Source organism: Alteromonas mediterranea DE (genome assembly GCF_000020585.3).
GTDB classification, from domain to species: domain Bacteria; phylum Pseudomonadota; class Gammaproteobacteria; order Enterobacterales; family Alteromonadaceae; genus Alteromonas; species Alteromonas mediterranea.
The window spans coordinates 2,643,892-2,656,942 of record NC_011138.3 but is presented as its reverse complement, the minus strand read 5'-3'; the positions used below and the strand labels follow the sequence as shown (position 1 = coordinate 2,656,942).

Genomic DNA, 13,051 nt, shown 5'->3' with positions numbered 1-13,051 from the left:
ACTTTTTACCGCTGGTTAGTGGGGGATTGCGCTTCAATTAGCCTTTCAATTTGTTCCGCTGGTACAGGCTTACTCCAATAGTATCCTTGACCAATGTCACAGCCCATTTCAGTAATCTTTTTTAGCGCAGCTTCATTCTCAATACCCTCTGCCACGGTTGCCATACCTAAACTTTCAGCGATACTTATTATTGCTGTGACTAAGGGCACATCTTTTTCGTCAAAGCCCAATGTATTGATAAAAATACGATCTATTTTTAATTTTTGGGCACTGAATGTACGAAGGTAATTAAGATTGGAATACCCAGTACCAAAATCATCAATTGCGAACGTAACGCCAAGGCTTTTTATTTGCTCAAGCTGTTGAATAACATTGCCATTGTCGTCGGCCAAAATAGATTCTGTTAGCTCAAGCTCTAAATGTTCTGGAGCTAGCTGGGAAGTTTCTAACGCACCCTTTACGATTTGTGGCAGATTACCGTCTTTGAACTGTGCAAATGATAAATTCACCGCAATGGATAACTCGCTATTACCATTTTGTTGTTGCTTAGCGCAAAACATACAGGCTTGGTTTAAAACCCATGCACCTAGCGTGTCTATGAGACCGCTGCTTTCAGCTAGCGGGATAAATCTATCGGGGAAGATCATAGAGCCATCTTCTTGAGGCCAGCGCAGCAAGGCTTCAAGTGCACATATGTTACCCGTCTTTAAATCGATGAGGGGCTGGTAATACACCGCTAACGCATTTGCTTGAACTGCAGGGCGCAATCGTTGAATTAGCGAAAACTTTTCATCACTTTCTTCGTCAAAACGCACATCGTAAAACTCAAAGCGATTTCTGCCATTGCGTTTAGCCTCATACATGGCGATATCGGCCTTTCGGCATAACTGCTTAAACTTGACGCCATCGTAAGGCGCTTGCGCTACGCCTATAGAGCCCGATACAACGATTTTTGTTTGTAGTACTTCAAATTCCGACGAACACCATTGAATTAAGTTCTGACACAAATTTTCAATTTGAGAGCGCGTCTTTATCTGTGCCGCGAGAACAATAAATTCGTCACCACCAAACCGAATAAGGCATTCGTTCGCTGACAGGTTGTCGGTAATAGTTTGAGATATTTTTTGTAAAAAACGGTCTCCGGCGGCATGGCCTAATGCGTCGTTGACGGGCTTAAAATTATCTAAATCGATAAACAATACCGCAAGCTGCAAACCACTTTCTTCGCTCTCGCGCAGTTTTTCGTTAAACAAACGTTCCCCCATAACCCTATTTGGTAAATTGGTTAGTGGGTCGTGGTGCGCAAGGTGTTGAATATGGGCTCTATTCTGCTCGACTTTTGTGTACTCCCGATGCAGCGAAGCCATTAGCCGTCGTATATCCTGAACTAAAACAAATACGCTAAAGCCCGTTACAACAAAGATAACGATGACGAAAAGCAGATGAGACCACGAGAGTACAGGAGGATGGGGGGCCACTACACCGTGCATAATTAGCCAAGTAAGCCCGATACATTGCAGCAGGACCAGCGAGAGAACTGTGCCAAATAGCGCGACGCCGCCTAACAATGCCGCAAAAATAATTACGCCAGGGTAGCCAAGCATGGCTATATCAAACACGCCGGCTCCCGTTGCTGAAAGCGCGAACAACATTGATGACATGGCGCTTAGAAGAAGGTAACTGCTGGTGGCCACATAACGCTTGTAAGCGAGAACTGCACTAAGTAATAAAGATAATATACCCACAAGAAAGATGTCGAAGGTTATCCCTCTCGCTGCAAGTAGTGACGCAAATAGCCCACAGCCGGTTACAACGCTTATCTGAATAACACGTTGTCTGCGAATTGAGAGTAGATCAGTGATATTCACTGTGGAGGGGAATAAGTTAATAACCTGCATTCTTCTATTTGTAAACTAGGCTCTAACCAACTGTAATCGTAACTTACAAAAAAGCAAGTATCGAAGCAGGCTGGGGGCGACAGCAGGGCAATTAAAAACACCTAAATGCAAGGTTAAAAAAAAAGACAGCAAAGCTCGTAGGCTTTGCTGTCTTAACGAGGTGCGTAGTTTCACACGCTACTACAACTTAACTCGGTATTTAGGCGGCTAGTGTTAGGATTTCACGGGCTTTTACCAGGTCAATGTCGCCGTGTTCACCAAGGGCAGTCAAACCATTGCGCTCTAGATTTTCAACAAGCCCATCAATGGCAGACTTTTCAATGTCGTAGTCTGATAGACGAGTTTTAATCTGCATAGATTCGAAGAAGTCCTGTACGGCTTTTATGGTTAGGTCGATAGCTTTGTCTTTGTCATCTTCTTTAATACCAAATACGCGCTCACCTAACTGCAAGATTTTTTCTTGTTTCTTGTCGCGCTGCACGAACATCAGTGAAGGCAAGACAATTGCTAGGGTTACCGCGTGATCAAGACCATGCAGCGCAGTAAGTTCGTGACCAATCATGTGCGTGCCCCAATCTTGTGGTACGCCCTTGCCAATTAGCCCGTTAAGCGCCATTGTGGCTGACCACATTACGTTTGCACGTACATCGTAATCTTCTGGCGTAGCCAGCGCTTTAGGCCCTTCCTGAACCAGTGTTTGTAAAATACCTTCAGCAAAACGGTCCTGAAGCGGCGCATTCACAGGGTATGTAAGGTACTGCTCAATTACGTGAACGAAGGCATCAACCACACCGTTCGATACCTGGCGCGGTGGCAGTGAATACGTGAATTCTGGGTCAAGAACCGCAAAAACAGGTTGTACTGTTTCTGAAGAAAAAGCGCGTTTTTGCGAGGTTTCTTTACGGTTTACCACCGAATTGCCGTTGCTCTCTGAGCCCGTTGCAGGAAGTGTTAATACTGCACCCACTGGTAATGGGTTTTCAAATGCCGCGCCTTTTATCAATATGTCCCACGGATCGCCTTCAAAATTTACCGCCGCGGCAATGAATTTAGCGCCGTCAATAACGCTACCGCCGCCAACCGCTAAGATAAAGTTTACGTCGTTTTCGCGAGCAACCTGAACCGCTTTCATAAGGGTTTCGAACTCAGGATTGGGCTCAACGCCTTGAAACTCTATAACGTCGGCACCTTCCAGTGCGGTATTAACTTTGTCGTAAATACCATTCTTTTTTATAGAGCCACCGCCGTATAAAAACAGAACTTTTGCTTTTGCCGGCAGGCGCAAAGACACTTCACTAAGCTGGCCTTTGCCGAATAAAATTTCGGTTTGATTTTTAAATGTAAAATTAAGCATATGTTGCCTGTCCTTAATTATTTAGCGAATTTCGCTGTGTATAGAATTTGATGGCATCTTAGAGTGATTGGCTTAAATGCAGAAGTCAGATAAATTAGTATGAGTCATCAAAAATCTGATGGGTAATGATTAATGTCTTATTTAACTCAGCTTAAAACCTTCGTAGAAGTATATCGAAGTGGGAATATTACACGTGCTGCATCGCGCCTGCATATGTCACAGCCGGCAGTGACATCACACATCCAAGCCATGGAGAATATTGTTGGCAAAGAGCTGTTTGTGAGAAAAGCGCGGGGAGTGGAGCCTACACCAATTGCCGACGATTTAGCCCTTCAGGTGGCCAGCCATATTGATACGTTAGAGCAAAAGGTCGCGTCTATACGCAGTAGAGCATCCACCGACCACGGCACGTTACATCTCGCCGGGCCGGCAGAATACCTTAGTTCGGTAGCGGGGCCAGCGCTTGCTAACCTACTGCAAGCCGATAAGGTGAACTTAGTTATTCATACAGGCAATAAAAATAACACCTATGCGTTGCTGGAAAATGATGTTGCCGAACTTGCTATCACCGCATCAGAACCGACGGATGCAATGTATGAATACCAAATGTTAGACAAAGAGCGTTTAATTCTGGTTATGAATCGAGTTCAAGGAAAGCTTCTCAAAGATGAAGAAATAACCGCAGCGCTATTAAATCAGCATAAACTGGTAACCTACGACGAGCAACTTCCACTGATTCGCCGTTATTTTTCAGAGGTTTTTAACGCGCCATGCGAGTCGCCGGTTGCTGCTGTATGCCCAGATATTCGTGCAATAAGCAGCATTGTAAAAGCCGGTATTGGTTACTCAGTGTTACCAGGCTATCTGTGTAAAGAAGGGATAGCGAAAGGCGAGTTAATACCGCTTGGTAAAAGCGGGCCTGAAAATGAAATTTATCTTGTTTGGAAGAAAGGGGCGTTAGGCAATCCTAGGGTAGATTTTGCTAAAGACGTGATTATGGCATTTGCCAACATCAATCATTTCGCTAACTACCCCGATTGAATAAGCAGAATCGAAGCGACGCCAATAAATAATGTGGCGTCGCTTTTACTGCAAATGTGAAACTACCTAAAATGTACCCACTACTTTGACGTTACTGTCCACTTTACTTTCGTCAATAAAGCCGATGGTATTTGGGTTAGTAGCAACAAGGTTAAGCATTTCATCTTCGGTCGCTATCATCTCTGGTGGTGTACCCCTACCCGTAAAAACAAGCTTTGACCAAAATGCAGAGTATTGAGACTCAGATTTACCCAGCACATTATTATTGAATGCGTTTCTTGTGTTGTTGCCTTGTTCAAATGTAAGCGGAATAGCACGGCTGCCGTCAGGAAATGCTTTTACCTTACCTAAATAGATTTTCTTTACCGTATCGATGTCTATTCCAGAATTATTGTTAGCGTTAACAATTACTGCGGTGCCGGCATAAAGTGGGGCTGACAACAAAAAACACAGGGCTGCAATTATCTTCATTGATATTACCTTCATTCGCTACTCGACAACGGATGCTGTGTTGAGGAGTCGTTGTTACACTAGGGCGGACTGCCCAATATAGAGTATAACCAAGATTAGTAATTTGTCGCACTTCGACAAAAGATGAAATTTAAAAATGGAGCAACTAAATTAGCTATGGCAAAACCCAATCCAAAAGGTCCCGTAAGAACCGTACAAATTTATTGCGCTAAGTGTAAGTTTCAGTTGTTTAAGTATCGTAAAGGCGGCAAGGGGGCCTTAGTTAAATGTTTCAAAGAGCGCATTGTTGAGGATTACACCGAAAAAGAGGGTATTTGCCCGTCCTGCAAAGGGCAGTTTGCTAGAAACGCAATGATTCGGGGCGCGCCGGCATTTAAAATCGTGGGTGGGAAAGTTCACATGAAGTAGTTGTAGACCTTAATAGGCTGTCAAATTCTCAATTTTTCATGAAATTATAAACGATTGGATAATTTGCCTTAATGTCAAAATAGCCTAAATTCAATAAAGGCAATTTTGCGTTGTAATACTGGCTTTTTATTAGGTCGTTGGATTTAGTGCTACTCAAAGGAGTGAGGAGTTTTAAACCTTGTTAAACTGAGAACATACATGTCTATTCAAAGAAAGTTTTTATTTTCTATCTCTGCTGTCATTGCTTTACTCGCGTTAATAGTCGCTACGGCGACGGTCATAACAACGTCGTCAACTATATCTGATCAGGTCCAAGAACAAAAATCCAATACTGCAGATAGGCTGGTAAATATTCTCACGATCACCGATGCCATAATGCTAGAGCGTGTAAAAAGCAGTATGTCGCTGCTTAAACTGCGCGCAGACGCGCTTGGCGTGCCAAATCAAGGTGACTATGTAAGCGTGAAGAATACACAGGCGCGCCAGGTGCGATTAGGTTCGGCCCCTCAGGCCAACTCTTTCGATTTAGTGGATAGCTTAACCGAGGTTATGGGTGGCACGGCTACCATTTTTAGTAAGACTGGTGACGATTATATTCGCATTAGCACTAACGTGATAAAAAATGGCGAGCGTGCCATAGGCACAAAGTTAGCGCCAAACGGCAAAGCCATTAAGAAAATAAACCAACAACAGGCTTACTACGGTGCAGTAGATATACTTGGCAGTCCCTATCTTACCGGTTATGAGCCCATGTTTAATGACGCCGGTGAGGTTATTGGTATTTGGTACGTCGGGTATTCCGCCGATTTGCAGGTGCTCGAGCAAGCAATAAAGCAAAGTCATGTATTAAAAGAGGGGTTTGTAGCGCTACGCGATGCCAAGGGTAATATTCGAATGCATTCATCCCACGTGGATAGTAAAGAGGTTGCTAACGCGCTAGCGAGCAATGACAACTGGATGGTGACAGAAGTTCCTTTTTCTCCATGGGGCTATGACATCATTCTCGCCGCTTCTACCGCGGAAAAATCTGCAATGGTAAGAAATGCCGTTCTTAGCGTGGTTTTTAAGATAGTACTAGCCAGTGCTGGTGTGCTTATTACCATTTGGCTTTTAGTGAAATATATTGTCGGACGGCCTCTAGATGAGTTTATTGGTGTAGTGAATAACCTTTCTTCAGGCGAAGGGGATTTAACCTTTCGTTTCCAAGCCTCCCGGAGTGATGAATTTGGCATCATGGCCCGCGCATTTAATGGCCTTTTAAGTCAACTGCAAGACACGCTACAAAGTGTCGATGTGGCCACTGACCATATGCTGGCTAAGTCTGAAGCTCTCAATATTACCGCCATGCGTTCACAAGAGTCTGTCTCTCAGCTTAGTCAGGAATCTGACTCAATAGACAATGCTATTTCGTTAATGCAAGAAAACGCAAGAACCGTGTCTTCGACAATACGCAGTTCAAGTGAAGCTGCGCACGCGGCCGATCAAGATACAAGAAATAGCGTGAGCGTGTTGGCTGAAACCATTAATGATATTCAATCGCAAGCGAATGATGTAGACGCTTCTGTGCAGGTGATAGCCGAGTTAGCGCAGGCAAGCGAAGAAATTAGCGGTGTAATGGAAGTAATTAGAAATATTGCCGAACAAACGAATCTTCTCGCGTTAAACGCTGCGATAGAAGCCGCACGGGCGGGTGAGCAGGGAAGGGGCTTTGCGGTCGTGGCCGATGAAGTACGTTCTTTGGCCAGTAGAACGCAATCTTCGACCGAAGAAATTCGCATTATGATCGAACGCTTACAGCAGGGCAGTCGTGTGGCCTCTGAAAAAATGCAGCAAAACAAAGAAACAGCGTTTAAAACCGTGGAAACGACTAAAAACGCCGGTGATTCGTTAAAGCAAGCGCTAGACGCGGTCGCGCGCATTACCGCACTTAACCAAGATGCCTCGACGATGGCAGAAGGCCAAACCTCGGTGGCTGATGATGTAAACAAAGGGTTAAACAGTATTCAGCATGTAGGCAGCGCGAATAGTGATTACGCAAAAGAAGTGGTTGATAACTGTGACGCCCTAGTTCAGCAAATAAAAGAAATGCAAATGCAGCTGCGCCGTTATCACTTTTAAGTGACAACGCAGTAATGTATGGGGCGGAAACTAGCGTCTTAAAACGTCGTTGGGAGCCTCTTACATTCAGAGCATTAAAATAAAGGTACGGTAAAGCCAGCCTCGTCTTCACTATTTAATAAATAACGCCAAAAAGAGCGCCTGATGTGCGCTCTTTTTTTGTGCATAAAACGGTAATATGCACCACGATAAACCATTTAAATGTTTCAATTTTGAAACATTTTAGATATGTGACAAATCAACTTTCCCTGTACCAAGGTTCAGTAGAGTTAATAAACAAGTAAACTTATTTTAAACGCTTAAGTTTATGAATTTATTGAAGTGTGACGTTTATATTATTATTTTCGTTAACTGCTTGCTGTGTATACGTATGTATATGAATTTATACCTTCCTTATACAAAAAGCGGAAAGCAAAATGATTAATGAGGGTAACACACAAAAGTACACGCTGAGAAAGTCAGCAAAAGTGATTAATGCACTATTAGCCGGGGCATTATCATTCGGCGTAATATCGCTAAACGCAGGTGCAGATACGCTATGGCAAGAAGATTTCGAAGCCAGTGAGCTGCAAGGCAAGGGCGCCACTGGCCCCATCGAAATAGGAACTAATGTCACTATTGAAGATGTCAGTCGCTGGTCAATTGATGTTTCCACGGGTGAATTAACGGCAACGTCAGACTGGTTTCGCGTAGCAAATGGCGCAATGCAAGCGCGTGATGTTGATGGCGAAGTGGTGTGGCAAAGTGAGTCTATAGACATAACCGGTCAGGGTAACATTACTATCGACGCTTTGTTATCTAAAAGCGGCACCATGGAAGAGGCTGACTATATAGACGTTTTCTATTCCATCGACGGTGGGGCGTTTGAACTTATTGCACCTATTGCTGGTAGTGCCCACACAGTAAAAGACGATTTTGAGAACGGCAACGTTTCGGCTGCTATTGGCAGCGGGAACAGCCTTGTTCTTAAAGTTGCTATGGCAAACAACGCAGGATCCGAATATCTTAACCTTGAAAGCATTTCAGTTAGCTCGTCTGGGGCGACAGACGGCGGCGATACACCTGACGAAGGCGGTGAACCTTCAGGCGAACTGCTTTTCTTAAGCGGCACCTGTTTTAACTGTCCAGATCTAGAAGCGATTAATTTAGCGAGCGACTTTGTTGCTTCAGACTATTACGCCACGCTCGATACGGCCATTGCCAATGGTGAAAGTGCACAAACATTAAAAGAAACAACGCACACAATCATTGAAAATGGCCATCGTACGCTATCGTATTCAGAGGTGTGGACCGCGTTAACTTACACTGATGAAGACCCTTCAAATACTGAAAACGTCATTTTGTTTTACAAGGGCATATCGCAAGATAAATTTACTAACGGAAGCGGTAGTCAAAGTACTAACCAAGACAATTGGAACCGCGAGCATGTTTGGGCGAAAAGTCATGGCTTCTCAAGCACAAGTTTAACGGCTTATAGCGACATCCTGCACCTACGTCCTACTGACATTTCAGTTAACAGCTCACGCGGGAATCTAGATTTTGACTTCAGCGATAACGAACTTAATGAAGCGCCAGCAAACCGCGTAGACAGTGATTCGTTTGAACCACGTGACGCGGTAAAAGGTGACGTTGCGCGCTCTATGCTTTACATGGATGTGCGATACGATGGCAATACCGCGGGTGATACGGAAGAAGACTTAGTCTTGCTGAATCGCTTAACCACTACTGACGAAGCGGCCTTCGGCAAGCTTTGTGTTTTGCTTCAGTGGCATGAAAGCGACCCAGTAGATGAATTCGAACGTCGCCGTAATGAACGCGTTTATGAATTCCAAGGTAATCGAAACCCGTTTATTGACAAGCCGGAACTGGCCTCGCTTATCTTCAACGAAAGCTGCGATGGCACAGGCGGAGACTCGGGCGGTGACACAGGTGGTGATACCGGTGGTGATACCGGTGGTGACACAGGTGGTGATACCGGTGGTGACACAGGTGGCGATACAGGAGGCGACACAGCACCATCAACCAATAGCGTTTACATTTCAGAGTATATTGAGGGTGGTAGCTTTAACAAAGCGATAGAGCTTTTCAATAGTTCTACTCAGCCTGTAAGCCTATCTGGCTATGAGTTGGTACTACTTTCAAACGGCGATACCGCCGATGCAGACCGTAAAGTTTTAGCGCTAGAAGGCGAAATTCCTGCAGGTGGTGTGGCAACATTTGCTCATGCAGATGCCGATGCCTTACTGACAAGTGGTTCTACCCTTAGCAGCTTCGTAATAAATTTTAACGGCGACGATTACGTTGAGTTGGTATACAACGGCCAAGTGGTAGATGCACTAGGTACTTACGGCGTTAGGACTAATTGGGGTAAAGACGTCACGTTAGTGCGTAAGAGTTCCGTGACAGGCGGAAACGCTAACCGAAACCCTGCTTTTACTACTGATGAGTGGGATAGCTTTCCTAAGGATACGCTAAGTAATTTTGGCTCCCATAACGGTTCAGTAAGTGAACCTACTGACCCAACCGACCCGACAGACCCGACAGACCCAACCTACCCAACCGACCCAACGGATCCCACTCCTGAAGTGGTACTCATCAGCGCAATTCAAGGCGACGGCGAGGAGTCGGCACTTATTGGCAGTGATGTCATTGTTGAAGCGGTCGTCACAAAAGTGGTGCCTGATATGAGCGGGTTTTTCGTTCAGGAAGAAGCAGCTGATTCGGATGACAATACATCAACATCTGAGGGTGTGTTTGTTTACGCAGGTTCATTTAGCCTACCTGTAGCGGGCGATGCGGTGCGTTTACAAGGTACAGTAGGTGAGCGCTTTGGTGTAACTCAAATCGCTTTATCTGCGGATGTAGAGGTTACGGGGTCTGGTAGCAGCGTGCTTTACACGTCAGTTGCTATGCCGTTTAGCCCGGGTACTGATTTAGAAGCACTAGAGGGCATGCATATTAGTTTTGAGCAAACGCTCAAAGTCTCTGATATCTACAATCTTGGTCGCTACGGTCAGTTCAACGTGTCGTCTCAGCGCTTAATGATTCCTACTAACCAGTTTGTAGCAGGTTCACAAGAAGCGTTGGCGCTAGCTGAAGCCAATGCACGAAACACCTTATTGGTTGATGACGGAAAAACATCACAGAATTTGGATGATATTCCTTTCCCTGTTGGCGGATTATCGCATAACAACCCACTGCGTTTGGGAGACAGTGTTGAGGCCTTAGAAGGTGTATTACATTATGCCTTTGGTGCTTACAACCTCATCCCTGTTGGTGATATTCAAACCGTGCGCACTAATCCACGAATTGCTGCACCACAGCTAAATGCTATCGGTGATGTAAAAGTGGCTAGCTTTAATGTGCTCAATTACTTCAATGGCCCTGAGTTCCCGACCCCTCGCGGCGCAGATTCAGTTGCCGAGTTCGAACGTCAGAAAGTGAAAACCATTGCTGCTATTGTAGCGATGAATGCCGATGTACTTGGCCTTGTTGAAATTGAAAACGATGGCTATAGCAGTGAATCGGCGATTGCGACATTAGTTGACAGCGTTAACGCTGAACTAGGCAGCGATGAGTACAGCTATGTTGCATTAGAGTCTCAACTAGGCGGAGATGAAATAGCTGTAGGCATTATCTATAAGCCAGCGGTAGTTTCACTTCAGGGTAACCCTGTTACTTCATCTAACGCACCGTTTGACTATGGTAACCGTCAGCCTTTACTACAAAGCTTTAGTGTGAACAGCAATGGCGAAGACTTTACCTTAGCGATAAACCACTTCAAGTCGAAAGGAAGCTGTGGCAGTGCTACGGGTAACAATGCCGATTTAGGTGACGGCCAAGGCTGCTGGAACGAACTGCGTACTCAAGCAGCACAAGGCATTATTTCACTTGTTGAGCAAAACAGCGATATTTTGTCTGACCGCGTTATCGTAATGGGTGATTTAAATGCCTATGCGAAGGAAGAGCCTATCCTTGCGCTTGAAGAGGCTGGCTACAGTAACTTAGTTAACTTCTTTGATGGCGATAGTGCTTATTCGTATAGCTTCGGCGGCGAAATGGGATATCTCGACCACGCTTTATCAAGTCCATCGTTAACTGAATATGTGGTAGACGCAACGGTATGGCACATCAATGCCGATGAACCTCGCGTGTTCGACTATAACGTTGAATTCAAATCAGAAACTCAGCTTTCTAGCTATTATGGCGCGGATGCTTATCGCTCGTCAGATCATGACCCGGTAGTGGTTGTGCTTAACTTCCCAGAAGAAGTGACAGTAGGAGACTTTGATGGTGATAACGATGTCGATTACAACGATATCATGGCCTTCTATCAACTGTTTTTACAAGGGCAAGCGACGGCTGAAAGCTACGATTTTAACGGCGACGGCCAAATCAGCTTCTTCGATATTCAAGCATTAATGGCGATGTGTACACGCGCTAACTGTGCAATTTAATTTTAGGAAAATAACAATGAAAAAATTCTTTTTACTAATAATGGCTGTCGCTACTTTCAACGCAAACGCAGCACTAATTTCGATTACAACAGATAAAGACACTTATAGCGTTGGCGAAACAATAATGGCCACGGTAAGTGCAACTGAGTTGATCGACGATAACGCCGTTCAGACTTACTTTTATGGCTATAACGCACTTTTTAATTTCGATAGTACACTTTTAAGCCTTGATGTTTCGTCTATCTTTGACTTAGGCGCATTAGGTAATCAGCCAGTTGTAGGTACTAATGGAAGCACCGAAAGTACTTTAAGTATTATCTCAATTGAATCATTTCTTGCCGCGATAGTTCCTTTATTTGAAGGTGCTGAATTTGCGCAAAATGGTAAAAGTACTGTCGAACTGTTTTCGTTCAATTTACTAGCGCTTAATGCTGGCATTGTAGAGTTATCACCTGTAAGTTCGGTGATAACCAATAACGGCGGGGTTGCTTTACCAAACGTTTCAACTGAGAGCACAAGCTTTGAAATCGCCCAAGTACCTGCACCAGGTACCTTTGCGCTATCTCTTTTAGCTCTAGGCGGTATGGTTTTCGCACGCAAACGTGCAAAGCAGTAAACCTTAAATACTTAAAAGCTAAGCCCAGCCAAGTGCTGGGCTTTTTTGTTTGCCCAGCGAAGCTGGCAAACCCGTCAGGTTGAAAGAAACCTGAATCACCCTGACTGAGGGGAAGATAATCCGAATGGCAAGGGCGTTGTTGGCCAACGACAGGGTCCGAAGGAAGCCATAGGAAGTTAGAGGTACACAATGAAAGTGAACCTGATTCGGCAAGGCAGGTGGGTAAGCGTGCAAAATAGCGCGAAGCCCGATACTCAGTCAGACCTGTTTTGTGTTTGAGGGTGGAATTTCTAACAGGGAGCCATAACGTGGTTACCAGAACAGTAACTGGGGAAGCCTGGCATTGGATCCAATCAAATGGTTGGACGTATCGTTCAAGGAGTGATCCAAGAATGTTGCGAGTGTGAGGTGGCAGATGAACCCGTAGTAGTGAGTAAGGCTAGGCCGATGAAAGCCAGTAATGGTGTGGAGGGTAAAACCAAGCCGACTATCAGCATTGTGTTTGATAGGATCCATTTTAGCCAAAAGCTTAAATGGATTGCGAAGGGGGGAAGCAGACTTTAAGACTCTGATGAGTTGTGAGTTTTTTTTATCATTGATACACAAGCCGCCTGATCAGCGGGACAAGTCGAATCGGTGCGCTAGGAATAGTGATGTCTGGTGAGACAGGCCGTATATGGGAAGTAAT

9 protein-coding genes are annotated in these 13,051 nt (G+C 44.8%); 6 read left to right on the top strand and 3 right to left on the bottom strand.

Features of this window, described 5'->3' with window-relative positions; translation table 11 throughout:
* Positions 1 to 5: 5 nt before the first annotated feature.
* Together MADE_RS11790 and MADE_RS11785 are read right to left on the bottom strand one after the other, a co-directional pair.
* Positions 6 to 1,898, bottom strand: coding sequence for a putative bifunctional diguanylate cyclase/phosphodiesterase (locus MADE_RS11790; protein ID WP_012518820.1), 1,893 nt, complete (start codon positions 1,896 to 1,898; stop codon positions 6 to 8).
* A gap of 199 nt (positions 1,899 to 2,097) precedes the next feature.
* Entirely contained in the window at positions 2,098 to 3,252 is a 1,155-nt protein-coding gene (locus MADE_RS11785; protein WP_012518819.1) for an iron-containing alcohol dehydrogenase, read from the bottom strand.
* 132 nt (positions 3,253 to 3,384) lie between these two features.
* On the opposite strand from MADE_RS11785, the gene MADE_RS11780 reads away from it, so the two are divergent.
* Positions 3,385 to 4,293 (top strand): LysR family transcriptional regulator, encoded by a 909-nt coding sequence (locus MADE_RS11780; RefSeq protein ID WP_012518818.1) that lies wholly within the window; start codon positions 3,385 to 3,387, stop codon positions 4,291 to 4,293.
* Positions 4,294 to 4,359: 66 nt separating this feature from the next.
* On the opposite strand, the gene MADE_RS11775 is transcribed toward MADE_RS11780, so the two are convergent.
* Entirely contained in the window at positions 4,360 to 4,764 is a 405-nt protein-coding gene (locus MADE_RS11775; RefSeq protein ID WP_012518817.1) for a type 2 periplasmic-binding domain-containing protein, read from the bottom strand.
* A gap of 156 nt (positions 4,765 to 4,920) precedes the next feature.
* Here MADE_RS11775 and MADE_RS11770 point away from each other — a divergent pair, with 156 nt between their 5' ends.
* From MADE_RS11770 to MADE_RS11750, 5 genes are all read left to right on the top strand, one after another.
* A complete protein-coding gene (locus MADE_RS11770; RefSeq protein WP_012518816.1) occupies positions 4,921 to 5,172 on the top strand; it encodes a hypothetical protein in 252 nt (83 codons plus the stop codon).
* Between the two features lie 198 nt (positions 5,173 to 5,370).
* Positions 5,371 to 7,290 carry a methyl-accepting chemotaxis protein gene (locus MADE_RS11765; protein ID WP_012518815.1) on the top strand — a complete coding sequence of 640 codons (1,920 nt, stop codon included), beginning with the start codon at positions 5,371 to 5,373 and terminating at the stop codon, positions 7,288 to 7,290.
* Between the two features lie 416 nt (positions 7,291 to 7,706).
* Positions 7,707 to 11,747 (top strand): ExeM/NucH family extracellular endonuclease, encoded by a 4,041-nt coding sequence (locus MADE_RS11760; RefSeq protein WP_012518814.1) that lies wholly within the window; start codon positions 7,707 to 7,709, stop codon positions 11,745 to 11,747.
* Positions 11,748 to 11,763: 16 nt separating this feature from the next.
* Positions 11,764 to 12,363 carry a PEP-CTERM sorting domain-containing protein gene (locus MADE_RS11755; RefSeq protein ID WP_012518813.1) on the top strand — a complete coding sequence of 200 codons (600 nt, stop codon included), beginning with the start codon at positions 11,764 to 11,766 and terminating at the stop codon, positions 12,361 to 12,363.
* Positions 12,364 to 12,720: 357 nt separating this feature from the next.
* Positions 12,721 to 12,927 (top strand): hypothetical protein, encoded by a 207-nt coding sequence (locus MADE_RS11750; RefSeq protein ID WP_012517740.1) that lies wholly within the window; start codon positions 12,721 to 12,723, stop codon positions 12,925 to 12,927.
* Positions 12,928 to 13,051: the final 124 nt, after the last annotated feature.